This is a genomic window from Stenotrophomonas sp. OVS01A (assembly GCF_019969775.1).
Lineage (GTDB): Bacteria > Pseudomonadota > Gammaproteobacteria > Xanthomonadales > Xanthomonadaceae > Stenotrophomonas > Stenotrophomonas indicatrix.
The window spans coordinates 45,037-70,398 of sequence record NZ_JAHXYV010000006.1 but is presented as its reverse complement, the minus strand read 5'-3'; the positions used below and the strand labels follow the sequence as shown (position 1 = coordinate 70,398).

Annotated in this window: 17 protein-coding genes; 7 read left to right on the top strand and 10 right to left on the bottom strand. The window is 67.6% G+C overall.

Translation table 11 applies throughout. The annotated features are described in order from the left end of the window. Positions 1 to 24: 24 nt before the first annotated feature. From LC407_RS17470 to msrB, 4 genes are all read right to left on the bottom strand, one after another. Positions 25 to 1,473 carry a PLP-dependent aminotransferase family protein gene (locus LC407_RS17470; RefSeq protein WP_080150123.1) on the bottom strand — a complete coding sequence of 483 codons (1,449 nt, stop codon included), beginning with the start codon at positions 1,471 to 1,473 and terminating at the stop codon, positions 25 to 27. A gap of 215 nt (positions 1,474 to 1,688) precedes the next feature. Beyond that, positions 1,689 to 2,426 carry a peptide-methionine (S)-S-oxide reductase MsrA gene (gene msrA / locus LC407_RS17465; RefSeq protein ID WP_059065885.1) on the bottom strand — a complete coding sequence of 246 codons (738 nt, stop codon included), beginning with the start codon at positions 2,424 to 2,426 and terminating at the stop codon, positions 1,689 to 1,691. 14 nt (positions 2,427 to 2,440) lie between these two features. Next, positions 2,441 to 4,204: a cytochrome c biogenesis protein DipZ gene (locus tag LC407_RS17460; protein WP_223483293.1), complete on the bottom strand. Its 1,764-nt coding sequence runs from the start codon at positions 4,202 to 4,204 to the stop codon at positions 2,441 to 2,443. A gap of 2 nt (positions 4,205 to 4,206) precedes the next feature. Further along, a complete protein-coding gene (msrB, locus tag LC407_RS17455) occupies positions 4,207 to 4,782 on the bottom strand; it encodes a peptide-methionine (R)-S-oxide reductase MsrB (protein WP_025878435.1) in 576 nt (191 codons plus the stop codon). A gap of 144 nt (positions 4,783 to 4,926) precedes the next feature. On the opposite strand from msrB, the gene LC407_RS17450 reads away from it, so the two are divergent. Together LC407_RS17450 and LC407_RS17445 are read left to right on the top strand one after the other, a co-directional pair. Further along, positions 4,927 to 5,646, top strand: coding sequence for a response regulator transcription factor (locus tag LC407_RS17450; RefSeq protein WP_032976390.1), 720 nt, complete (start codon positions 4,927 to 4,929; stop codon positions 5,644 to 5,646). After that, positions 5,643 to 7,115, top strand: coding sequence for a HAMP domain-containing sensor histidine kinase (locus LC407_RS17445; RefSeq protein WP_117309448.1), 1,473 nt, complete (start codon positions 5,643 to 5,645; stop codon positions 7,113 to 7,115). The genes LC407_RS17450 and LC407_RS17445 overlap by 4 nt, the downstream gene beginning before the upstream one ends. Here the strand turns inward: LC407_RS17445 and LC407_RS17440 are convergent. Both LC407_RS17440 and LC407_RS17435 read right to left on the bottom strand, forming a co-directional pair. Continuing rightward, entirely contained in the window at positions 7,112 to 8,455 is a 1,344-nt protein-coding gene (locus LC407_RS17440) for an ATP-binding protein (protein WP_099841841.1), read from the bottom strand. The genes LC407_RS17445 and LC407_RS17440 overlap by 4 nt on opposite strands. Next, complete coding sequence (locus LC407_RS17435) at positions 8,452 to 9,141, bottom strand: winged helix-turn-helix domain-containing protein (protein ID WP_025878439.1); 690 nt, start codon at positions 9,139 to 9,141, stop codon at positions 8,452 to 8,454. The genes LC407_RS17440 and LC407_RS17435 overlap by 4 nt, the downstream gene beginning before the upstream one ends. Positions 9,142 to 9,486: 345 nt before the next feature. Between LC407_RS17435 and asnB the strand changes: the two genes are divergently transcribed. Further along, complete coding sequence (gene asnB, locus LC407_RS17430; protein ID WP_099782711.1) at positions 9,487 to 11,388, top strand: asparagine synthase (glutamine-hydrolyzing); 1,902 nt, start codon at positions 9,487 to 9,489, stop codon at positions 11,386 to 11,388. 592 nt (positions 11,389 to 11,980) lie between these two features. Here the strand turns inward: asnB and queD are convergent. Beyond that, entirely contained in the window at positions 11,981 to 12,343 is a 363-nt protein-coding gene (gene queD, locus LC407_RS17425) for a 6-carboxytetrahydropterin synthase QueD (protein ID WP_025878441.1), read from the bottom strand. Positions 12,344 to 12,538: 195 nt separating this feature from the next. Here queD and LC407_RS17420 point away from each other — a divergent pair, with 195 nt between their 5' ends. Beyond that, entirely contained in the window at positions 12,539 to 15,178 is a 2,640-nt protein-coding gene (locus LC407_RS17420) for a TonB-dependent receptor (RefSeq protein WP_088101635.1), read from the top strand. Between the two features lie 64 nt (positions 15,179 to 15,242). Next, positions 15,243 to 17,837: a M14 family zinc carboxypeptidase gene (locus LC407_RS17415; RefSeq protein WP_223483292.1), complete on the top strand. Its 2,595-nt coding sequence runs from the start codon at positions 15,243 to 15,245 to the stop codon at positions 17,835 to 17,837. A 602-nt stretch (positions 17,838 to 18,439) separates the two neighbouring features. Here the strand turns inward: LC407_RS17415 and LC407_RS17410 are convergent. Beyond that, the gene (locus tag LC407_RS17410) at positions 18,440 to 19,861 is read right to left on the bottom strand and encodes a DEAD/DEAH box helicase (RefSeq protein WP_025878444.1); all 1,422 of its coding nucleotides are present in this window, start codon (positions 19,859 to 19,861) and stop codon (positions 18,440 to 18,442) included. A gap of 975 nt (positions 19,862 to 20,836) precedes the next feature. On the opposite strand from LC407_RS17410, the gene LC407_RS17405 reads away from it, so the two are divergent. Both LC407_RS17405 and maiA read left to right on the top strand, forming a co-directional pair. After that, on the top strand, positions 20,837 to 21,826 hold the full coding sequence (locus LC407_RS17405) for a fumarylacetoacetate hydrolase family protein (RefSeq protein ID WP_025878446.1): 990 nt from the start codon (positions 20,837 to 20,839) through the stop codon (positions 21,824 to 21,826). Positions 21,827 to 21,840: 14 nt separating this feature from the next. After that, on the top strand, positions 21,841 to 22,509 hold the full coding sequence (gene maiA, locus LC407_RS17400) for a maleylacetoacetate isomerase (RefSeq protein ID WP_223483291.1): 669 nt from the start codon (positions 21,841 to 21,843) through the stop codon (positions 22,507 to 22,509). A gap of 33 nt (positions 22,510 to 22,542) precedes the next feature. On the opposite strand, the gene LC407_RS17395 is transcribed toward maiA, so the two are convergent. Next, positions 22,543 to 24,042: a UdgX family uracil-DNA binding protein gene (locus LC407_RS17395; protein ID WP_223483290.1), complete on the bottom strand. Its 1,500-nt coding sequence runs from the start codon at positions 24,040 to 24,042 to the stop codon at positions 22,543 to 22,545. Continuing rightward, positions 24,023 to 25,306, bottom strand: a complete 1,284-nt coding sequence (locus LC407_RS17390) for a putative DNA modification/repair radical SAM protein (RefSeq protein WP_223483289.1) — start codon at positions 25,304 to 25,306, stop codon at positions 24,023 to 24,025. The genes LC407_RS17395 and LC407_RS17390 overlap by 20 nt, the downstream gene beginning before the upstream one ends. Between the last annotated feature and the right edge of the window lie 56 nt (positions 25,307 to 25,362).

The following is a 25,362-nucleotide window of genomic DNA, read 5'->3' as shown; positions in this document are numbered from 1 at the left end:
GAGGTTGCCGGCCAGCGGCCGGCACTACCGTGTTGCCGTCACCAGCTCCCGTGCGATCGCACCCAACCGTTCCACCGCAGCGATGAAGCGCGCGTCCAGGGTCTGGCAGCACGACAACCGCAGGCAATGCCGGTAGCGCGCGCCACGCGAATACACCTGGCCCGGCATGAACACGATGTCCTCTGCCAATGCGCGCTCGAACAGCTCCCGGGTGTCTACGCCAGGCAGCTCCAGCCACAGCAGGAATCCTCCCTGCGGCTCGGTGGCGCAGGTGCCGGCCGGGAAATGCTCGGCCACCAGTTGCCGCAGGCGACCGACCTGTTCGCGGTACAACCGGCGCATGCGATGCAGGTGGTGCTCGTAGCTGCCCGCTTCCAGGTAGGCCGCCACCGCATCACCGAGCAGCTGCGGTTCGCCGCCGGTGGACTGGAATTTGAGCAGCGCGATGCGTTCGGCGAAGCGGCCGCCATCGAGCCAGCCGATGCGGTAGTCCGGTGCCAGCGTCTTCGAGAATCCACCGACCACCATCACCCAACCGTCGCGGTCGAACGCCTTCAGCAACGGCGCCGGTGGCTCGCTGAACTGCAGTTCGGCATACACCGCGTCTTCGATCAGCGGCAGCTGGCGTGCGTTGACCAGCTCGGCCAGGCGCTGCTTGTCGGCGATCGGCATCGTGCAGCCCAGCGGGTTGTGCACGGTCGGCATCACCACCAGCGCCGCAAGAGGGGTGTGCTCCAGCAGCGCTTCCAGCGCATCCACGTCCAGGCCGCGCTGCGGATGGGTGGGCAGTTCGATCGGCTGCAGGCCCAGCGTGGTCAGCAGGGGATACAGGTTGAAGTACGAGGGTGCTTCGATGCCGACTGCATCGCCGGGTTGGGTGACCGCACGCAGTGCCAGTTGCAGTGCTTCCATCGCACCATGGGTCAGCAGCAGGCGTTCGGGGTGGGTATGCAGGCCCATCCGCGGGCCACGCCGCACGATCTGCGCCAGCAGGCGTGGCGAACCATTGGGACGGGCGTAGGTCTCCACGGTCTGCTGGCCATGGCGCAGTACCTGCGCGGTGTGCCGGGCCAGCTGCGCACCCGGGTAGAACTGGCGCCCACGCGGGCCGGCAAAGGCGAGGTCGATCACGCCGGGGCGCCGCTGCGCTTCCAGCACCCGCGCCATCAGCACCTGCTGCAGCGGGGCGGTGGGCGCCGACGGCGCATCGCGCAGCGAGCGCTGCGGAACCGACAGTCGCGGCGCGACTTCGAAGCCGGCCTTGGGTCGCGGAATGACCAGACCGGCGTCTTCCAGCTGACGGTAGGCCGCGATCACCGTGTTCAGGCTGAGCTGGCGCTGCGATGCCATCTGCCGCAGCGACGGCAGCCGGCTGCCGACCGGCAGGCGCCCGCCGTGGATGGCTTCAGCCAGCTCGTCCGATAGCCGCTGGTAGCGGGGAGGAATCATCGTGGTGGCGTCTTCTGTATCCATCGACCTGGCCCACATCTGGTTCTGTACCCATGATGCTGACGAGCCTAGCATGTCGTTGTCGGCCGGGCCTGATCGGGGCCGGGTCGATACTTCCCAAGCGCACGGCCCTGTGGCCGTGCGTCTTTTTCATGCCGTGGTGGTGCCGGCCGCTGGCCGGAAATCCCTGGCTGCGGACGGGGGCGGTTGCCGGCCAGCGGCCGGCACTCCCCGGGGTGTCAGCGCATCGGCACCAACGCGGGATCGCGGCGGTACAACGCCGGGAACTGCTTGCCCAGCGCGGTCAGTTTGGGCGCGTCGTAGTAGCGGATGTACGCGGCCTGCGGGTAGTTGCTCATGTAGTTCTGGTGGTAACTCTCGGCCGGGTAGAAGCGCTGGCCGCTGCTCACCTGGGTCACGATCGGCGCGCGGTAGCTCCCCGCTTGGCCGAGCTGGCCGATGTACGCACGGCTTGCTGCCTGCTGGCGCGCGTCTTCGACGAAGATCGCCGAGCGGTACTGGCTGCCATGATCGGGCCCCTGGCGGTTGAGCTGGGTCGGGTCGTGCACCACCGAGAAGAACACCTGCATCAACTGTCCATAGCTGACCTGGCGCGGGTCGTAGTCCACCTTCACCGCTTCGGCGTGGCCGGTGCGGCCACCGCTGACGCGTTCATAGCGGGCGTCGGCGGCACTGCCTCCGATGTAACCGGACACCGCGTTGCTCACCCCTTTGACGTGCTGGAACACGCCCTGCACGCCCCAGAAACAACCGCCGGCGAAGACCACGCTGGCGTGGCTGGCGTCATCGCGGAACGCCGCATCACCGCTGGGCGCAGGCAGTGCCTGCAGCTGTGCGGTGGGTTCGGCCGGGGCGGCGATCGCGCTGTGGTCCACCAGCAGCACACCCGCGACCAGCGCGGTGGCGACCAGGCCGGCGACGCCGGCGGCAATGCCCTGTTCGAAGGAGAGTTTCATCGTGTGCTCCCGGTTCAACCGAAGGTGAAGGCGTAGGCCTGCACGCCTGCGTCGAGGAATTCGATCTCGAAACGATGCGGACCGATCGTGCCGCGCTGGCGGATCAGCTGGTACAGGCGGTGCTCGTTGACGGTGCCGGTGCCATCGGCGGCCACGTCGGCGCCGGCATCGGCCGCAGGCAGTGGCTTGCCATCGAGCAGCACGCGGAAGCGCACCGGCTTGCCGTCCTCGCCCGGTGCCAGCACCAGATGCAGGTCGCGGGCGTGGAACTGGAACGCGATGCGGCCGCCGGCCTGCTGCAGTTGTGCAGCCTCATCGTTGACCCGCCACTGTCCGGACAGGCCCCATTGGTTCAGCGCCAGGGTGGACGGCAGCGTGTAGCCGAATGCTGCGTCGGCGCGCTGCCCGCCCGGCGAGGCGAACTGCTCGGCTCGTGCGTGGCCCAGGTAGGTTTCCGGCGAGCGCAGGTTGCCCATGTCGGCCTGCGTGGCCACGCCCTGCAGGTCAGCCGCGGCCGGATCAGCAGGCGGCGGCAGCTCGGTCTGCCCGGCTTCCACCAGCAGGCGGCGGATCACCTGTTCGGAGTGCGCGTAGTTGCCCTCGCCGAACTGATGCCCGCGGATGTTGCCCTGCGCATCGACGAAGTAGTGCGCCGGCCAGTAGCGGTTGTTGAACGCGCGCCAGATCGCATACTGGTTGTCGAGTGCGACCGGGTACTCGACCTTCAGCTGCTGCACGGCCTTCATCACGTTGCGCGGGTCGCGCTCGAACGCGAATTCCGGGGTGTGCACGCCGATCACCACCAGGCCATGGTCGCGGTAGCGCTGCGCCCATTCGTGCACGAACGGCATCGCACGCAGGCAGTTGATGCAGGAATAGGTCCAGAAGTCGATCAGCACGACCTTGCCATGCAGCTGCTCGCGGCTCAGCGGCGGGCTGTTGAGCCACCCGGTGGCGCCGTCCAGCGTGGGCAGCGTTCCTTCCACCGGCAGCGGCGCGCCTGCCTGGCCGGCTGCCATCATCATCATCGGTGGTGCTGCCGGCTGCGTGCCGGGCACGGCATCGAGCAGGCCCTGTTCGATGCGTGCGGTACTGACCGCGGACAGGCGGGTCAGCAGGCCGGTGTCCCAGCCCAGGCCGATCGCCACAACCGCCAGCAACGCTGCCACGCCCAGCACCCGGCGCACCACATTGCCCAGGCCGAGCCGGGCCTGCAACGCGCGGAACACACGGCCGCCCACCCACACCGCCAGCGCCAGTGCGGTGACGGCGCCCAGCGCGTAGGCCAGCAACAGCGAACTGGTGCCGGCACTGGCGCCGTTCAGGGCGGCACCGGTCAGCACCAGGCCGAGAATCGGACCGGCGCAGGGGGCCCACAGCAGGCCAGTGGCGATGCCGATCAGCAGCGAGGTCCAGGCGCCGCCACGGCCAGCCGCATCCGCGGCGTCGGCACGTGCGCTCAGGCGCGCGCCGATGCGCTGGAACGGCGCCAGCAGGTGGTCGGCCAGGGTCGGCCACAGCAGCGCGATGGCGAACACCGCCATCAGTACCAGTGCCACCCAGCGGCCGACCTGGTTGGCCTGCGCCACCCACTGGCTGCCGACCGCCGCCAGACTGGCGACCACGGTGAAGGTCAGTGCCATGCCCAGCAGCAGCGGCAGGGTGCTGCGCAGGAAAGGACGATCAGCGCGTGCGAACACGAACGGCAGCACCGGCAGGATGCACGGGCTGAGCAGGGTCAGCACGCCGCCGAGATAGGCAAGCAGCAACAGCAGCATCATCAGGCTCCAGAAGCAGGGGAAGAACCGACCGGCACGCGCCAGCCGCCAGCGGCGTCCTGTTGCGCAGTCCCGGGCATGAACGCCATCGCGGCGCCGTTCATGCAGTAGCGCAGTCCGGTCGGCCGCGGGCCGTCGTTGAACACATGGCCGAGATGGCCGCCACAGCGGCGGCAATGTGCTTCCACCCGCAACATGCCGAAGGTGGTGTCACGGTCCTCGCCGATGGCGTTGTGCAGCGGCGCCCAGAAGCTGGGCCAGCCGGTGTGGCTTTCGAACTTGGTGGACGAAGAGAACAGCGGCAACGCACAGCCGGCACAGGCGAACGTGCCCTGCCGATGTTCCTTGTTCAGCGGACTGCTCCAGGGGCGCTCGGTGGCCTGCTGGCGCAGCACGGCGTACTGCGCCGGGCTCAGCAGCCGGCGCCACTCGGCATCGCTGCGGACCACCTCGAACTGTCGCGCAGGCCGTGCCTCGGCAGCGGCCGGGGCCGCGCGGCTGCACGCGCCCAGGCCCAGCAGGCCGGCGGCGGTGACAGCACCGCCCAGGCCCAGCAGATGGCGGCGGGTGAGGGACATGGTGGACTCCGGGAAGGGGCGACGGGGCCATGCTGCGCCCCCTCCGGTCAACGAATCCTCACGCAGGATTCAATTTTTCGTGAGGTATCCACGTCGCTCCCGCGCCACAATGCGGGCAGCCTCCCCACTGGCCCGAAGCTGCCGATGTCCGCCAAACGTGTCCTGATCGTTGAAGACGATGCCCACATCGCCGACCTGCTGCGCATGCACCTGGGTGATGAGGGCTATGAAGTCGCACACGCCGCCAGCGGCGATGCCGGCCTGCGCCTGATCGAACAGGAAGGTCCGTGGGATGCACTGGTACTGGACGTGATGCTGCCGGGCGTGGACGGCCTGCAGGTCTGCCAGCGTGCACGCGCGATGGCGCGCTACGTGCCGATCATCATCATCAGCGCACGTGGCAGCGAAACCCAGCGCATCGTCGGCCTGGAACTGGGCGCGGACGACTACCTGGCCAAGCCGTTCTCGATGCCGGAACTGGTGGCGCGCGTGCGTGCGCTTCTGCGCCGCGCCGAAGCGATGGCACAGAACGCGCGCATCGATGCCGGGGCGATCGAACTCGGCGGGCTGCGGCTGGACCCGGTCGCCCGTACTGCCGCCGTCGATGGCAATGCACTGGAACTGACCCCGCGTGAGTTCGAACTGCTGCTGTTCTTCGCCCGCCACCCGGACCAGGTGTTTGCGCGGATGGAACTGCTCAACCAGGTCTGGGGCTACCAGCACGACGGTTACGAGCACACGGTCAACACCCACATCAACCGCCTGCGCAGCAAGATCGAGACCGACCCGGGCAACCCGCGGCGCCTGCTGACGGTGTGGGGGCGCGGTTACAAACTGGTCGACCCGGCCGGGGCGGCCACATGATCAAGCCGAACCTGTGGCAGAAACTGGCGCTGGTGATGTCGGCGCTGATGCTGACGTGCTGCATGGCGCTGCTGGCCTGGCAGATGCGCACCAATACCCGGCATGAGCAGGAAGTGGTGCAGCGCCTGTCGCTTGGGTTGGCCGAGCACATCGCCCAGCGCAGCGAGCTGATGGACACCAGCGGCATGCGCGATGCGGCGGTGCGCGCATTGTTCGGCCAGCTGATGGCGGTCAACCCCAGTGTCGAGGTGTACCTGCTGGATGAGCAGGGTCGCATCCTCGGCCACGATGCGCCCAGCGGCCATCTGGTGCGCAGCCGGGTGGACGTGGCACCGCTGCGGCGCCTGCTGTCCGGTGCGCCGCTGCCGATCCTCGGTGACGATCCCCGCAGTGCCGATGGCCGCAAGGTGTTCAGTGTCGCGCCGCTGGTGGTGCAGGGGCGGCAGGCGGGTTACGTGTACGTGGTACTGGTGGGCGAACACCGGCAGATGCTGGCCGACGATCTGGCCGCCGGCAGCCAATGGCACACCACGCTCTGGTCGGTGCTGTTGATCGGCGGGCTGGGCCTGCTTGCCGGCCTGGTGGCCTTCTACTGGGTGACCCGGCCCCTGCGCCAGGTCACCCGGCGCATACAGGCCTTCGACATCGACGCACCGACGCCACTGCCCGCGCCGGTACCGCTGCGCGCGGGCGAGCGCGATGAACTGAAGATCCTCGAACATGCCCATTCGCAGATGGCACAGCGGCTGGGCGAGCAGTGGCAGCAGCTTCGCCAGCAGGACCTGCAGCGCCGCGAACTGGTGGCCAACATCTCGCACGACCTGCGCACGCCGTTGTCCTCGCTGCACGGTTACCTGGAAACGCTGGCGCTGAAAGAAGCCACGCTGTCGCCGCAGGAGCGTCGTCGCTATCTCGGTATCGCGCTGGCGCAGAGCGCCAAGGTCGGCCGTCTGGCCCGGGCGTTGTTTGAACTGGCGCGGCTGGAGCACGGTGAAGTGCGGCTGGAGTGGGAAGTGTTCGCGCTGCCGGAACTGCTGCAGGACGTACTGCAGAAGTTCGAGCTGGCCGCGCAGGCACGTGGGCAGCGCCTGCACGCTGATTTCCCGCCGGGCCTGCCGCTGGTGCGCGCCGACCTGGGTCTTGTGGAACGCGTGCTGACCAATCTGCTCGACAACGCGCTGCGGCATGCGCCGGACGGGGGCCGCGTGCAGGTGCAGCTGTCGGCGCTGCCCGACAGTGTGCAGGTGGCGGTACAGGACGATGGCCCTGGGGTGGCGCCAGCACTGCGTGGGCAACTGTTCCAGGCGCCGGCGGCACTGGGCGCGCGGCGTGGCGAGAACGGCGGGCTCGGCCTGCTGATCGTGCAGCGCATCGTGCAGTTGCATGGCCGCCGTATCGAACTGCGCGACAGCGAACAGGGCGCGCTGTTCGTGTTCGCCTTGCCGCGTGCCGATGCCGAGGCGAACTAGACGTTGTCTGCCGGTGGCGGGACACCGCTTTCCATCGGCAGCAGCAGCCGGATGCAGGCACCGCCGAGCACCGAATCGGCCACTTCCACGTGGCCGCGATGCTTGTCCGCCACCACCTGCACCAGCGCCAGGCCCAGCCCGAAGCCCGGGCTGGCCAGGTCCAGCCGCACGTAGGGCTGCAGCACCTGGCTGCGCAGTTCGACGGCGATGCCGGGGCCGTCGTCCTCCACCTGCAGGCACAGCCATCCCTCGTTGAGCGTGCTGACGATGCGGATCTGTCGGCGCGCATAGCGCAGCGCGTTGCCCAGCAGGTTGCGCAGCGCCAGTTCCAGCATGTGCCGGTTGACGTTGACCAGCCCTGCCGGTGACAGGTCCTGCTGCACCGGTATCGTCAGTGGTGCGAACTGCTCGACCACGCCGCGTACCAGCGCGGCCAGTTGCAGGCGCTGGCGGGTGACCTGATGGCAGCGGCCGAGCGCGGCGTACTCGACACCCGCATCGGTCAGGTGCTGCAACCGGTCGATGTCGATGCGCAGGCCGGACAGCGCATCGCGCTGGGCGTCGTCCAGTCCGGTGTCTTCCAGGTCGGCCAGGCCGAAGCGCATGCGTGCCAGCGGTGTGCGTACTTCGTGCGCCACCGCCTGGGCCAGCACGCGCTGGCTGTCCAGCAGCAGCTGCAGCTGTTCGGCCATGTGGTTGAACGCCTTGGCCAATGGCCGCACCAGTGCGGTACCGGCGCGTGGCGCCCGGCTGTCGAGCTGGCCATCGCGCATCCGTCGTGCGGTCTGCGCCAGCTGCGAGACATCGCGCCACAACCGGTAGACCATCACGTACATCGGCAATGCCACCGCCACCATCAGGATCAGCAGGATGATGGCCACGCCGGAGGCTTCGCTGTCCTGCCAGCCTTCTTCGGGCAGGGCCTGGTCCAGCGGCCCCAGGATCAGCGCACTGCTGCTGTTGCCGACGCGCTGCAGGCTGCGCATGCTGTCCAGCTCGATCTGCACGTGTCCGTTGAGCAAGCCCTTGCGCTGTTTCGCCGGCAGTATCGCGGCAGCTTCGGTCAGCGGCATCAGCTGCAGCGGATAGGCGAAATCGCTGTCCAACTGTTGCGCCAGGGCTGGCCACTGCGCCGGCGGCGTTTCGGCGAAGCGATGTTGCAGCATGGCGTGCGGGCCGCGCATTTCCGCCTGCAGGCTGGCCTCGGTGCGGTCTTCCAGCAGCGCATCCCAGGCCCACAGCCCGAGCACGATCAGCAGCAGATGGGCGGTGAGGAAACCGATGCCGTAGCGCAGGAAGTGGAAGGCATGGCCACGCATGGCCGACGACGGATGCTTCATCCCCATGCTGATCGGCTGAACAGGTAACCACGGCCGCGCACGGTCTTGATCCGCTCGGGCTGCTCCGGGTTGTCGCCGAGCTTGCGCCGCAGGCGCGAGATGCGTGCGTCGATCGACCGATCCAGGCCATCGAAGGCGATGCCGCGCAGGCCACGCAGCAGCGCATCGCGGTCGAGGATCTGGCCCGCGTTGCCGGCCAGCAGGAACAGCAGGTCGAACTCGGCGGTGGTCAGCTCCAGCAGGCGGCCCTGCAGGTGCACGTTGCGGGTGGACGGGTCGATGCTCAGTTCACCGAAACGCAGGGCGCCATCGCGTGGCTCGACCCGGCGGTGGCGGCGCAGGTGGGCGCGCAGCCGGGCCAGCAGCACCCGTGGTTCGATCGGCTTGCCGATGTAGTCGTCGGCGCCCAGCTCCAGCCCCAGCACCTGGTCGATGTTGTCGGTGCGGGCGCTCAGCACGCAGATGATCCCGTCATAGTGGGGCCGGATCTGCCGACACACTTCGAAACCATCCTGGCCCGGCAGGCCGATGTCGAGCAGGACCAGCGCCGGCTTCTCGCTGAGGATCCGGGCGATCGCGCGCTGGCCGCAGCGTTCGTGGGCGACCTGGTAACCGTGGCGCTTCAGGTAGTCGCTGACCATCGTGCCCAGCCGAGCGTCGTCTTCAACCAGTACGATATCCAGCATCTACAAGGCCTCCGGGGTGCTTCCGTACCGCCGTGGCACGAGCGCGGCGATGCTATCCCAGCTGCCGGGCCGCTCGGGTCCAGGGAGCGGGCGCCATTCAGCCGGGGTTGCTGGCGCGCGGGCCGGGCCTCAGGCCGGGCAACGACTTGGCCGCACGGTAGCCATCGTGTTGTTACAAAACGTTACGCAAGCCGCGCCTGCGGTGACGGTCGCTGACAGCGCTACGACTGACGTGGCGCTCGGCGGGGCCGAGCATGGCAGCTCTCCCCATCCGCGTGCCGCCCTCATGCCGTCCGCCTCCTGCCCCGCGCTTTTCCTTGAATGCCCTTGCCATGGAGGCCAGCGATGAGCGGCGTGGTCGGGGCCTGGCTGCCGCCTGCCGACGATGAGCAGCTGCTGCAGCAGCTGGCGCCGATGCTGCGGGCGCTGCAGCAGCGCGGCCGCGGTCGCATCGGGTACTGGACCGATGCCGACGCAGGGCTGGCCCTCGGTCATTGCCGTGCGCCGACCGACATGCCGTTGCAGCCGCTCAGCTCCAGCTGCGGGCGCTACGTGCTGTGCCTGGATGGCCGCATCTACAACCGCGCGGCCCTGCAGTCGCAGCTGCGCGACCTGCCACGCAGCTGCACCGATGCACGCCTGTTGCTGCAGGCCGTCGTCGAGTGGGGCGTGCAGCGTGCGCTGTCGCGCATCGAAGGGGCATTTGCGTTCAGCGTCTGGGACCGCCACGCGCATGAGCTCTGGCTGGCGCGTGACCCGGTCGGCGAACGGCCGTTGTATTACGGCTGGTACCAGGGCCAGTTCCTGTTCGCTTCGGAGTTGAAGGCGCTGCAGGCCTTTGCCGGATTCGCTCCCAGCATCGACCAGGATGCATTGAGCCTGCTGCTGCGCCATGACTATGTGCCGGCGCCGCACACCATCTATCGCGGCATCCACAAGCTGGTGGCCGGGGCGATGCTGCGCGTGGACCTCAACGATCATGCCGCCGGCGGATCAACGCAGGCCACGCAGGGCGGCCATCGCTACTGGTGCGCGCGCGATGCGATGCAATCCGCGCTGCAGCAGCCGTTGCAGCCGGCGCCCAGCCTGGAGCAGGCCACCGACCAGTTGGAGGTGGTGCTGCAGCAGGCGATCGCCACGCGCATGCATTCACCCGTGGCCTGCGGTGCATTCCTGTCCGGTGGCACCGATTCGTCGCTGGTGGTGGCGATGATGCAGGCGCAGTCGGCGTTGCCGGTGGAAGCATGGACGGTGGGTTTCGACGACCCCGGTCACGACGAGAGCGACTGGGCCTCGCAGGTGGCCCGGCACCTGGGCGTGCATCACCACCTGCACAGGATGGACAGCCGGCAGGGCCTGGAACTGCTGCAACGCTTGCCACAGGTCTGGTGCGAACCGTTCGCCGATGCCTCGCAGCTGCCCACCCTGCTGGCCAGCGAGCTGCTCGGCGCGCGCAAGCCGGTGGCGCTGACCGGCGACGGCGGCGATGAGCTGTTCTTCGGCCACCCCAGCTATGGCCGCGCGCTGCGCAATGCGCGCCTGTGCGGTGGCCTGCCGGACTGGGTGCGCGATCTGGCGCGGCGTGGCAGCAGCCGCTTGAACGTCGAGCGTGGTCGGCTTGGCGGTTGGCGCGCACTGGTGGCCGAGGTGGCCGCCAACGACGTGGAGGGGCATTACCTGCAGCGCGTCACCCGCTGGCGGCAACCGACCCAGGTGGTACTGGGGGCGCGCGAACCGGCGACGATCTTCCAGCAGCAGGACACCGCACTGCCGGCGGAAGCGCGCATCCAGCTGCTGGATTTCCGCATGGACCTGGCCGAGGGGATCCTTGCCAAGGTCGACCGTGCCGGCATGGCGGCCGGCGTGGAGACACGCTCGCCGTTGCTGGACATGGAGGTCATACGCCTGGCCTGGCGCCTGCCGCAGCACTTGAAGTACCACGACGGCGAGCACAAGCGGATCCTCAAGCATCTGCTGGCGCGCTACCTGCCCGCGCCGCTGGTCTATCGCCCCAAGCGCGGTTTCGGCCCACCGATGGCACGCTGGCTGGCCGGCCCGCTGCGCGACTGGGCGGAAGCGTTGCTCGACCCGCAGCTGCTGCGCAACCAGGGGTGCTTCGATGCGGTACGCGTGCGCGCGATCTGGGAGGCGTTCCTGCGCGGCGAGCGCAAATGGCATACGCACCTGTGGAACGTGTTGATGTTCCAGGCGTGGTACCAGCACTGGCACGGCAATCGCGGGCGATAACCCGGAGCGATCCTTACGGGCGCGGCGAATCTTCCTGGCGCAGGGCGGAGGCCCTTGCGTGCGAATGTCCTCCGGCGCCGGCCGTTGGCCGTCACCTCCCCCTTTACTTCGCACGCAAGGGCCTCCGCCCTGCGTCCGGAGCTCGTCGGCGTCTCATTGAAGGGCCGTCGCGAGCGCTGCATCTGCGCATCTGGTGCCGTAAGCCGAGCCTCGTCGGGGCGGGTAGGGGTCTGGGCAAAGTAAAGGAGGAGGTGACGGCCAACGGCCGGCGCCGGGGACATTTGCCCAGGCCTCTACCTGCCCCGGCGGGGCCCTCCAGCTCGCAGAGACCCAGACGAAGGAGCGCTCTGGAATCCAGACGCCAGGCAAAAAAAGACCCGGCAGAGGGAGGGATCTGCCGGGTCCGGATTGCATGGGGGGAGGGACCCATGCAATGAGCGTGGGCGTCGCGCCGGTGGCTGTTGCCTGCCAGTCGCATCCGCCGTGCATTTGTATTGATGCAATGCAGCATACGCCGATCATGCGGCAATGCAACAAAAATCACGAAGGCGCCATCTCTGGCGCCTTGAGGCCTTTCAGATCAATGGGTTGATCAGGCGGCAGGGCCGCGGTAACGGCAGCCCGAGGTGCAGGTTTCGTGCACGGTGATCTCGCTCAATGCCGGCAGGGTGGGCTTGAGCTCGTTCCAGATCCACACGGCCAGGTTTTCGCTGGTCGGGTTCTCCAGGCCGGGGATGTCATTGAGGTAATGGTGGTCCAGGCGGTCGTAGATCGGCTGGAAAGCCGCCTTCACGTCACCGAAATCCATGATCCAGCCGGTCTGCGCGCCCGGCTCGCCCTCGACTTTCAGTTCCACCCGGAAGGAGTGGCCGTGCAGGCGCGCGCACTTGTGCCCCGGCGGCACGTTGGGGAGGCGGTGCGCCGCCTCGAGCATGAAGACTTTGAAGATTTCCATGGCGCGATTGTACGCCGCGGGCGGCCGATCAGCCCGGCTTTGCGTTGCCTTCCCGTGAAGAAATTCTTTCCATCCGGATGAAGAGATGATAGTTTCTCTTATATCCGTATGAAGAGATGTTATTGGCCGCACCCCGGCCAGGCATGGATTACTGCGGAACTTACCTCGTCCTTCCACTACCTCCCCCACATCGTCATGCCCCAGCACACCCTGCTCGTGGCGGCCCTGGCCGTCGCTCTGGCCGCGCCTTTGTCTGCAGCCGCCGAAACCCCCGCCGACGCCAGCGGCGAAGCCAGCACCCTGGCTGCCGTGCGCGTCACCGGTTCCAACATCAAACGCGCCGATACCGAAGCCTCCAACCCGGTGCAGGTGATCGGCCGCCAGCAGCTGGAACAGACCGGCAAGGCCACCGTGGCCGATGTGCTGCGCTCGATCTCGGCCAACACCGGCAATGCCAGCAACGAGACCACCAACAACGGTTGGGCCTCGGGCTCGGCCGGCATCGGCCTGCGCGGTCTTTCGCAGAAGAACACGCTGGTGCTGCTCAACGGCCGCCGCCTGGCCAACTACGGCTTCCCGGCCGGCGGCCTGTCGGACACCTTCGTCGATCTCAACGCACTGCCGCTGGTGGCCGTCGAACGCATCGAAGTGCTCAAGGACGGTGCATCGGCGGTGTACGGCAGCGATGCGGTGGCCGGCGTGGTCAACATCATCACCCGACAGAACTTCGAAGGCGCCGAGATCGGCGGCAGCTTCGGCGGCGCCGACCAGGGCGGCCTGCACGAGCAGAACCTGAAGTTCGTCGGTGGCCTGGGCGACATCGACAAGGACGGCTACAACATCCTCTTCAGCCTGCAGGGCTACAACCGCGAGCGACTGGACCAGGACGAGCGCAACCTGACCAAGAGCGGCATCTACAGCGACCAGCCCGGCGGCCGCTGGAACGGCTGGTCGGCCAAGGGTGCACGCTATCTGGTCAATGGCACCTCCGTGCCGATGCTCGATGCCAACGGCAACTGCCCCACCGGCACCACCCGCGTGGCCAGCGCGCCGATCGACGGCCTGGCCGGTGATACCTGCGGCTTCAACCAGGCCCCGTACACCACCCTGATTCCCTCCACCAAGCGCTACCAGGCCTACGCCAACGGCACGTTCCGCCTCGGCGACAACGTCGAAGCGTTCGGCGAAGTGCTGTACAGCCAGATCAAGAGTGCTGCCTGGTTCGGCAGCAGCCCGTTCTTCACCCTGGAAAGCGGTCGCTTCGCACTGAACGCGCAGACCGGCCTGGCGGAGCCGGTGTCGTCCAACCTGCCGGCCAGCAACCCGTACAACCCGTACGGCCGTGCGATCCCGATCGAATACACCTTCTTCGACCTCGGCGGCACCATCAAGACCAACCGGTCCACCGCCTATCGCGGTGTGTTCGGGCTGCGTGGCAACACCGAGAAGTGGGACTGGGAAGTGGCCGCGTTCGGCGCGCGCAGCAGCGAGCGCGAAACCGTCTCCGGCGGCTTCGCCAACCGCTGGGCACTGGCCAATGCACTGGCCACCGGCAGCTACAACCTGCTGAACCCGGCCGCGACGCCGCAGTCGGTGCGCGATTCGATCAACATCGCCACCCTGCGTCCGGCCGAGTCGGTGCTGCAGGGCATCGATGCGAAGATCTCCGGCAGTCTCGGCCACACCTGGGCCGGCGACATCGGGTTCGCCGCCGGTGCCGAATGGCGCCGCGAGAAGCTTGATTCGAACAACCCGTGGCAGATCGATGCCGGCCTGCAGGTGCGCCCGGCAATCGCCGAAGTGCATGGCGAGCGCAAGGTCAGCGCCGCCTACGCCGAGGTCAACGTGCCGCTGGCCTCGACCCTGGAACTGTCCGCCGCCGCCCGCGCCGATCATTACGACGATTTCGGCGACGCGTTCTCGCCCAAGCTCGGCCTGCGCTGGCAGCCGCTGGATTTCCTGCTGGTGCGTGCCTCCGCGTCGAAGGGCTTCCGTGCCCCGTCGCTGTCGGAGAACTCCAACAGCACCAGCATCGCCTACGGCAGCGTGGTCGACCCGCGTGATCCGGACGTGCCGGGCTCGCGGCAGAACCCGACCTTCTTCACCGTCGGCAACAGCGACCTGAAGCCGGAGCGCACCAAGAGCGTGAACTTCGGCGTGGTGCTGTCGCCGTGGGCGAACACCAACCTGAGCATCGACTACTACCGTATCCAGCTGGACAACCTGGTCGGTACCAACAACACCCAGACCCTGGTCAACGACAACGTCGCCGGTGCCGTGCAGCGCGATGAGCGCGGCAAGCTGCAGGCGGTCTACAACCGCTACCAGAACCTGAGCGAGCTGAAGACCTCGGGCATCGACGTCGAACTGCGCCAGCGCATCCCGACCACGGCCTTCGGTGACTTCACCGTGACCTCGGCCTACACCCACGTTCGCGACTACCGGCGCCCGACCGTGGTCGGTGGCCCGCTGGTGGACTATGCCGGCAGCAATCTCGGCGCCACCCTGCCGAAGAACAAGGCCACCACCACCCTGGACTGGAAGTACAGCGACTACACCGCCGCGGTGACCTGGTACTACACCAGTGGCTACGACCAGAAGGCCAGCACCGCTGCCGCTGCGGTGCAGAGCCGCGTCGACGCCTACAACCAGTTCGATCTCTACCTGGGCTACACCGGCATCGACAACCTGACCGTGTACGCCAAGGTGCAGAACCTGGGTGACAAGACGCCGCCGTACGATGCCTCGTTCCCGGGCATCCGCGCGCCGTACGACTTCAGCCAGTACGACCTGCGCGGCCGCTACTTCACGCTGGGCTTCGACTACCGCTTCTGATCCACCCACCGCGGCCGGCCACCGTGTGTGGCCGGCCGTGTTGCCATGTTCCAGGGGAGTCACCGTGTCCTTCCACCGCCGTGCCGTTTTCCCGTTGTTGCTCGCCGTCGCCACCGCCGTATCGTTGCCGTCTGCGGTACATGCGCAGAGCGGCTATTTCTTCCCGCAGACCACCGATGCCGCGGCATTCGATACCGCCATTCCCACGCCGGAGCAGTTCCTCGGCTATCCGATCGGCAGCCGCTACACCCGCCATGACCAGCTGGTGGCTTACTTCCAGGAGCTGGCCAAGCACTCGGACAAGATCAGCGTGCGCGAGATCGGCCGCAGCTATGAGGGCCGACCGCTGCTGATCGCCACGGTCACTGCTGCAGGCAACCACGCGCGGCTGGAACAGATCCGCCAGCAGCACGCGACCCTGGCCGACCCGGCGCAGCCGCGCAGCGCTGCCGGTGACAGCCCGGTGGTGGTGTGGCTGGGCTACAGCGTGCACGGCAACGAGACCTCCAGCGGCGAAGCGGCGATGCTGACCGCCTACTACCTGGTGGCCAACCGCAGCGCGGAAACGCAGCAGTGGCTGCAGCAGGCAGTGGTGCTGTTCGACCCGGCGCAGAATCCCGACGGCCGCGATCGCGCCGCCAACTGGCACAACGCCTGGGCGTCCGATCCGGCCTCGGCCGATCCGGCCGACAAGGAACATGTCGAACCGTTCCCGCAAGGCCGTACCAACCACTACTTCACCGATCTCAACCGCGATTGGCTGGCACTGACACAGCAGGATTCGCGGCCGAAGGTGGCGCAGTTCCACCAGTGGTACCCGAACGTGCAGATCGACTTCCACGAAATGGGCAAGGACAGCACGTACTACTTCGAGCCATCGCCGAAGAGCATGCATAGTCCGTTGATCCCGGCAGCATCGTACGAGTTCAACAAGACCCTGGCCAAGTACCACGCCCAGGCGCTCGATGCGCTGGGTTCGCTGTACTACACCGGTGAGAACTTCGACAATTTCTCGCCCGTGTACGGCTCGACCTATCCGGATTTCCACGGCGCGGTCGGCGTCACGGTGGAGCAGGCCAGTTCGCGCGGTCGCGTGCAGGAATCGGTGAATGGCCTGCTGACGTTCCCGTTCACCATCCGCAACCAGGTTGCCACCGGGTTGGGCACGGTGCGCGGTGCGGTGACCGAGCGCAGCGCCCTGTTCGAGCTGCAGAAGCGTTTCTTCCAGAGCGCGCTGAAGCAGGCCGCACAACAGCCGGTGAAGAGCTTCGTGTTCGGCGACGCGCATGATCCGGCATTGACCCGACGCCTGCTGGAACTGCTGTTGCTGCACAGGATTGAAGTGCATGCACTGGACCGCGCTGTCAGCGTAGATGGCCAGCGTTTCGAAGCGGGCAGCGCCTACGTGGTGCCGGTGCAGCAGGCGCAGTTCCGCCTGGTCCATTCGATCTTCGCCGAGACCCCGCCGATCAAGGGCGACGTGTTCTACGGCAGCACCAGCTACGCGATCGCCCCGGCCTACGGCGTGGCTTTTGCCGGCAGCCGCAGCCGCATCGATGGCGGCGCCCGCGTGGTCGAGGTTCCCGCAGTGCAGGGCGGGCTGACCGGCGGTGAAGCGGGCTTCGCCTACGTGATCGACTGGCGCGACTACAACGCGGGCCGCGCACTGGCCGCCCTGCAGGCCAAGGGCTTGTCCACGCGTGCCACCTTCCAGCCGTTCACCGCGGCCACCGCACAAGGTGAGGTGGCCTTTGCCGGGGGCAGCATCGTGGTACCGGTGTCCGGGCAGCCGCTGCAGGGTGCGGCGTTGCAGGAGGCGGTCGCCGCCGCCGCGCGGGCCGCCGGTGTGCAGGTGCATGCGCTGGCCAGCGGTCGCAGCCGCGATGGCATCGACCTTGGCAGTGACGGCGTCAAGGCACTGCGCAAGCCCGCCGTCGCGCTGGTGATGGGCGAGGGCGTGGCAGCCACCGAAATCGGTTCGGCCTGGTTCCTGCTCGACCAGCAGCTGCGCCTGCCGGCCAGCAAGCTGGACCCGCAGCAGCTGGGCAAGGTATCTCTGGACCGCTACACCACGATCGTGCTGTCCGGCGGCACCTATGCCGGCGTCGACGCGGCCGCGGTAGCGGCATTGAAGCGCTGGATCCAGGCCGGCGGGTCACTGGTCACCTATGGCAGCGCGTCGAAGTGGGCGATCGAACAGAAACTTGCCGACGGCGAGAAGCTGGGCAAGGACGAGGAAGCAACAGACACCGCGCGCCGCGCCTTCGGTGACCAGCGCGATATCGCCGCGATCGAGCGTGTCAGCGGCAACATCCTCAGCGCCGACGTCGACCCCAGCCATCCCCTGGCGTTCGGGGTGCCGCGCCGGCAACTGGCGATCAACAAGGAGAACACGGTCATCCTGCAGCCGAGCACGAACGGGTTTTCCACGGTGGTGCGGATCGACGACACACCGCGGGTGAACGGGTATCTGTCCGAGCGCAACCGCAGTCGCGTGGCTGGAAGTGCATGGCTGCTGGTGTCAGCGCAGGGGCAGGGCAACGTGATCCTGTTTGCTGATGATCCGGCGCATCGCAAGTACTGGCATGGCACTGATCGGATGCTGATCAACGCGATCTTCTTCGGGAATCTGGTGAATCCGAGTAAAGCGCGGGGTTGAGGCATTACGCGCCGAACTGACGCTGGGATTGGGAGGACGGATGGGCCGCGCAGGACACGCCGCAAGTACGTCCGTGTAGGCTCGTAGGCGCCATCCATGGCGCCTGCGGTCCTGCGCGGCCCATCCGTCCTCCCCAGACAGTTTCCTGCGGGCGCGGATGCATCAAACCCAAGGCGGGAGCAAGGGCAAAAGCAAAAGCTGGAATTCCGGCTTTTGCTTTTGTCTTTGAATTGATCCTTCTTCTCTCGGCTACCCGGCGGGACAAGTAGGCGCTGGAAATGTCTGAAGCGTTGGGGAGCGGGGGCGGTGCAAAACCGCAGGCGCCATGGGCCCGAGGCATGCCCCGGGCGGGTTGGGCAGGACGCCGAACCCCGATCTTGCCGTGTGCGCAGGACAGCGCACACGAGCAAGGCGCCTACGAGCCCCCATGGATGGGTTTACGGCGTGTTTTGCACCGCCCCCGCTCCCCAACGCCCACACAAAACCCACCGCCAGCTTTCAAACCACCCGGCAGCCAGCAACAAAAAAGGGACGACGCGTAAGCGTCGTCCCCCGATAAGCAGCCCCCGCGCAGCGGGAGACGCCATCCCTGTCAGCTGGGATCAGCTGGCGCGACCGCCGCCGCCACCCTGGCCGCGGCCACGACCGCCACCAGTATTGGCACCGCCACCGCGACGCTGGCCCTGACCGGCACCTGCGCCTGCGCGCTGCTGGCCGTTGCCGGCGCCCTCGCGGCGGCCACCGCCGGCCTTCTTCGGGCCTGCATGGGCATGACGCGGCGCATCGCCGTGCGGACGGCGCGCGTGGGTCTTGCGCGGCACGCGCTCGCCGGTATCGGCCTCGGCCTTGCCCGGAGCACTGTTGCCCCAGCGGATCGGCGTCTGCAGCTCGAAGCCCGGCACATCGCGGATGTCCATGTCACGGCCGAGCAGGCGCACGATCGCGCGCAGCAGCTTCACTTCATCCTGCGCCACCAGCGAAATCGCTTCACCGGTCGCACCGTTGCGGCCGGTACGGCCAATACGGTGCACGTAGTCTTCGGCCACCATCGGCAGATCGAAGTTGATCACCTTCGGCAGCTCGTTGATGTCGATGCCGCGCGCGGCGATATCGGTGGCCACCAGCACGGTGACACGGCCAGCCTTGAAGTCGCCGAGCGCACGCAGGCGCTGGCCCTGGCTCTTGTTGCCGTGGATCGCCGCGGTCTTGATGCCGGACTTTTCCAGGAACGCGGCCAGCTTGTCGCTGCCGTGCTTGGTGCGGGCAAACACCAGGGTCTGCTCGCGGCTGTCCTGCGCCAGCAGGTGCAGCAGCAGGTCGCGCTTGCGGCTGCCATCGACCGGGTGCACCTTGTGGGTGATGGTCTCGGCGACGGTGTTCTTCGGCGTGACCTGGATCTGTTCCGGGTTGCGCATGAACTCCAGCGCCAACTGGCGGATGTTGTCCTCGAAGGTGGCCGAGAACAGCAGGGTCTGGCGGTTCTGCTTGGGCAGCTTGGCCAGGATGCGCTTGATCGAGGGCAGGAAGCCCATGTCCAGCATGCGGTCGGCTTCGTCCAGCACCAGCAGTTCAATGCCGGACAGGTCGATGCTGCGACGCTCCAGGTGGTCGATCAGGCGGCCCGGGCAGGCCACCAGCAGGTCCACGCCGCGACGCAGGATGTCCAGCTGGTTGCCCATGCCGACACCGCCGTAGATGCAGGCGCTGGGGATGCGCAGGTACTTGCTGTAACCGCGCAGGCTGTCATGCACCTGGGTGGCCAGTTCGCGGGTCGGTGCCAGGATCAGCGCGCGCGGCTTGCGCGGGCCGGTGCGCACTTCCTGCGAAGCGGTGCCCAGGTGCTGCAGCAGCGGCAGGCCGAACGCGGCGGTCTTGCCGGTACCGGTCTGTGCGCCGGCCAGCAGGTCGCGACCGGCCAGCACCAGCGGGATCGCCTGCTGCTGGATCGGGGTCGGGGTTTCGTAGCCCTGCTCGGCGAGCGCACGCAACAGGAAGGGCGCAAGGCCCAGGGATTCAAAAGACATCGAGATTGCTCCAAGTACAGTTAACGCCTGTCCGAACGGACAGACGGGGGCAGATCAAACTGATCGGCTGACTCGGAGCGTTCCCGTGAACCGCGCTGCGAGAATTGGGTGCAGCCAACGCGAAGCGCAGGCTGGAATGCGTGACGAACGGCGTCGGAGTGGGGGCGGGCGATGGGGCGAACCCCGGTCGCCGGCGATCCCGGAGGGAAACGGACGGCCGCTGCAGACCCGCATAGTCTAACGGAAGGATGAGACCTGACGCAAAACAGGCTGTTCAGGTTGGGGGTTCGGCAGGGCTGCGCCCTGCACCCGCCGAAGCGGTAGTGCCGGCCGCTGGCCGGCAACCTCAACAGCAACAGCAGAAGCGGGCTATCCGTGGGATGGCGGGGTGGTTCCGGTTGCGGGGGCCGCTGCAAGTACGTCCATGTAAGCTCGGTCGCCGCATCCATGCGGCTCACGCCCCCGCAACCGGACCCACCCCGCCTTCGACAGTTTTCCGCGATCTGTCGGAATGGCATGGCCCGCTCCTGGTGGGTGTCGACCTTGGTCGACACGGTAGATCCACGCCATGCGTGGATGCTCTTCGTTCAATTGTCGAAAAATTCGATTTCGATGGAGATCCATCCACGCATGGCGTGGATCTACCGGAACGAATGCAACCGTCACCGGGAACCTGTCGAAGGCGGGGCGGTATGGGGCTGCAGGACCGTTGGCGCCATGGATGGCGCCATCGAGCCCCCATGGATGGGTTTACGGCGTGTCCTGCAGCCCCATACCGCCCCGCCCAACCCACAGAAAACCCAGAGCCGGCTGTTGCCGTTGCTCCGGCCGTTGCTCTGGCTTGAAGCCGGTGCAGGGTGCAACCCTGCCGCCCCCCTCCTGCGGTAGGGTGAGGCGATGCCGCGCTGCAGCTTGGCTACGCTGCTTATTTGATTACACTTGAAACTTGTTTGCCCACGACTCCGGACACCCACCATGAAGCTTGGTTCCTTGAAGGAAGGCGGCCGCGACGGCACCCTGATCGTCGTCTCGCGTGACCTGCGCCACGGCGTGCGCGCCACCGGCATCGCCGCCACCCTGCAGTTGGCCCTGGAGGACTGGAGCCATCTGGCCCCGCGTCTGAATGCGCTGTATGAGTCGCTCAATGCCGGTGACGCCGATGGCGTGTTCGACCTGGACCCGCAGGCCTTGGCCGCGCCGATGCCGCGCGCCTATGAATTCGTTGATGGCAGCGCCTACCTGCCGCACGTCGAGCGCGTACGTCGCGCGCGCGGCGCCGAGGTCCCGGAGAGCTTCTACAGTGATCCGCTGATGTACCAGGCCACCAGCGCCGGTTTCCATGGCCCGCGCGATGCGGTCAAGGTGGTCAGCGAGGACTACGGCATCGACCTGGAAGCGGAGATCGTGGTGATCACCGACGACGTGCCGATGGCCGCCACCCCGGAGCAGGCCGCCGGCCACATCCAGCTGATCGGCCTGGTCAACGACGTCTCGCTGCGCAACCTGATCCCGGGCGAACTGGCCAAGGGCTTCGGCTTCCTGCAGTCCAAGCCGCGCTCGGCGTTGTCGCCGGTGTTCGTCACTCCCGACGAGCTGGGCGCTGCCTGGCAGGACAGCAAGGTGCACCTGCCGCTGCTGACCCACATCAACGGGACGTGGTTCGGTGCGCCGGAAGCGGGTGTCGACATGCAGTTCAACTTCGCCCAGCTGGTCGCGCACGCGGCGAAGACGCGCCCGCTCAGTGCCGGCACCATCGTCGGCTCGGGCACCATCGCCAACGAAGACACCAGCAAGGGTGCTTCGTGCTTCGCCGAACAGCGCGTGGTGGAAACCCTGCGCGACGGCAAGCCGAGCACGCCGTTCATGTCCTTCGGCGACGTGGTGCGCATCGAGATGCTCGATGCCGCCGGCAACAGCATCTTCGGTGCGATCGAGCAGCGCATCGAACAGGCGGCCAAGCCCTGAGCATGGAGGCGGCGATGGAGATTCCGGTCGACGACGGCATCGTGCTGTACACCTACTGGCGATCCAGCGCCGCCTACCGCGTGCGCATCGGCCTGGCCTTGAAAGGCCTGGCCTTCGAAGCACGACCGGTGCATCTGGTGCGCGAGGGCGGCGAGCAGCACCATGACGCCTATCGCGGGCTCAACCCGCAGCAGCTGGTGCCCACGCTGCTGCATGACGGCCACGTGCTGACCCAGTCGCCGGCGATCCTGGAGTATCTGGAAGAGCGGTTTCCGCAGGTGCCGCTGCTGCCGGCCGATGCCGCTGGCCGCGCACGGGTGCGGGCGCTGGCGCAGCTGGTGGCCTGCGACATCCACCCGATCAACAACCTGCGGGTGATGCAGTACCTCGAGCGCGATCTGCAGTTGCCGGCCGATGCACGCACGCGGTGGACCCTGCACTGGATGGCCGAGGGCTTTGCCGCAATGGAAACGATGCTGGCCAACAGCGCTGACACCGGCACGTTCTGCCACGGTGACCGTCCGGGCCTGGCCGACATCTGCCTGTTGCCGCAGCTGTACAACGCCCATCGCTTCGGCCTGGACCTGGCGGCATACCCCACACTGCGCCGCATTGAAGCGGCCTGCCAGCAGCTGGATGCCTTCATCGCTGCACGCCCCGAAAACCAGGTCGACGCCGCCTGACGTCCCGCTGTGCTCGCCGGGCATGGCCTGGCGCTACCGGTCTCCGGCGCGCGGTAGCGCCGGGCCATGCCCGGTGGGCGCGGAATCGGCCGCCAGCAGTTGCCGCAGGTCATCGCGGAACAACCGGTAGGCGTCCTCGCGCCGCGTATCATCCTTCTGCCGCAGTACCCAGGCAGGATGCACGGTGGCGTATCCCCGGGTGCCATCCTCGAGCGTGAGCCAGCGGCCACGGTCGCGCGTCAGGTTGAAATCGCGACCAAATACGGACGAGGCCGCCGTGGCGCCGAGACAGACGATCACCTGTGGCTTCACCCGTGCGATCTCGCCCTGCAGCCACGGCCGGCAGGCGTGCACATGGCGGCTCTCAGGGCGCTTATGCAGGCGCACCTTGTCTCGCCGCTCGTGATGGAAGTGCTTCACCGCGTTGGTCAGGTACAGGGCGCTGCGTTCGATGCCCAGCTCCTGCAGCGCACGGTCCAGCAGCTTGCCCGCCGGCCCGGCGAAGGGGCGACCACTCAGGTCCTCGACATCACCGGGCTGTTCGCCCACCAGCATGATGCGTGCATCGGCACGACCTTCGCCGAACACGGTCTGGGTCGACGCTTCCCACAGCGGGCACTGCCGGCAGACGGCGGCCTGCTGGCGCAGCGCCTGCAGGCTGCCATTGTCCGCAGCGGCATCGGTTGCATCATTCGGCCGTGCGGGAATACGTCGCTGCGGTGCCTGTGCCGGTCGATCATGCATCTCCTGCACGCGGCCGGCTGCGTCGCGCACAAGACCCGGCAACAGGTGCGCTTCGGGAAGATGCTTCCAGTAACGGGCGGGCATTTCCTGCTGCATCATCCGCGTGTTGAGCCGGGCCGGATTGAAGATGCTGGCGTAATAGGTCTGCCACAGCGTCTCACGGGCGTCTTCGGCGGGTGCATCGCGACGGCTGCCGCCATCACCGAATGAGAGCGCGCTGCCATCCCAGCGGACACTGCGCGCGGGTGTCAGGATCGCCCAGCGCATACCGGCAAAACGGCGGGCGAAAAACGGCGCGACCCGGTCGACGATGTTGTGGTCGGGTTCGAACCAGGCGATGAACGCGTCGGTCTCGCCGGGCACCTCCCGGAAGCGTACGAAGGCCTTCATCTTGTGCGTGTCGCGGCGCACCGCCTGCGCCAGCGCCATCAACCGCAGCACATCGGCGTCGGCCGGATTGGACAGCACCGTGCGTTCGCCATGCGCGATGCGCCACAGCAGGCGGTACAGCAGCGGCAGGCGCTGCGGATCGCGATGGCACAGACAGGTAGCGGCCAGTTCGACGAAGTCGCGCGGCACGTTCGGGACGGTGGCGCCGTCGGGTAGTGGCGCCTGCTGCACCGCCGGCGCGTCCAGCAGCGACGCTTCGGTACCTGTGATCCAGTCCAGCTGTTCCGGCAGCACCCCGCGCAGCAAGGCCTCACGCGCCGCACCGCGCCAGGCATCCAGCGACCACGGCGGGTCTACGCGCAGCGACCAGCGCTGCAGCTCAGGCAGCGGGCGTGGCATCGAACAGCGAGCCCTGGCGGGGTGGTGGCGCCAGCTTCGCGCGCAGCGCCGCCGGATCATCCAGCGCACTGCGCGGATGGTGGTCGGCCAGCTGCACGAACGGCAGCAGTTTGCTCATCGGCGCCTTCAGTCGTGCAACGTCGGCCACCCGCAGGCGACCGTGGCGGCGTGCCATCAGCACGCGCTTGACGTTGCGCACTCCCAGGCCCGGCACCCGCAGCAGCAGCTCCTTCGGCGCAAGGTTCAGGTCCACCGGGAAGCGTTCGGGATGGCGGATCGCCCAGGCCATCTTCGGATCGATGTCCAGATCCAGCATGCCGCCCTGGGTGGTGTCGGTGATCTCCTCCACGCCGTAGCCGTAGAAACGCAGCAGCCAGTCGGCCTGGTACAGACGGTGCTCGCGCTGCAGCGGAGGCGGCTGCAGCGGCAGCTGGCGGCTCGCATCGGGAATCGGGCTGAAGGCGGAGTAGTACACCCGGCGCATGCGGTAGTTGCCGTAGAGGCTGTCGGCACTGGTCAGGATCTGCTGGTCGCTGGCACCGTCGGCGCCGACGATCATCTGCGTGCTCTGCCCGGCGGGTGCAAAGCGGGGAGGGCGAGGACGCGCGCTGCGGCTGGAAACCGGTGCGATCACTGCCGGCGCCTTGCGGGCCTCCTTGGCTTCTTCGATGCGCCAGCGCAGTTCGCCCATCGCGCCGCGGATCGATGTGCTGGTCTTTTCCGGGGCGAGGGTGGCCAGGCCTGCCTCGGTGGGCAGTTCGACATTGATCGACAGGCGATCGGCGTAACGACCCGCAGCGGCCAGAAGTTCTGGCGATGCCTCGGGGATCGTCTTCAGGTGGATGTAGCCGGCGTATCGGTGCTCCTCGCGCAGCCGGCGTGCCACCTCCACCATGCGCTCCATCGTGTAGTCCGCGTTGCGGATGATGCCGCTGGAAAGAAACAGCCCTTCGATGTAATTGCGCTTGTAGAAGTCCAGGGTGAGCGTGACCACCTCGTCCACGCTGAAACGCGCGCGCGGCACGTTGCTGGACACCCGGTTCACGCAATAGGCGCAGTCGTACACGCAGAAGTTGGTCAGCAGGATCTTCAGCAGCGACACGCAGCGGCCATCGGGCGTGTAGCTGTGGCAGATGCCCATGCCCTCGGTACTGCCGATGCCGCCGGAGGCGCGCGAATCGCGCTTGCCCGCGCCACTGGAGGCGCAGGAGGCATCGTACTTGGCGGCATCTGCAAGGATGGCCAGCTTGCGTATGGTTTCCATTGAAGAAACCTACGCACGAGGGGTCTCATTGGATGAGACCGCCCCTTAACTCTTCA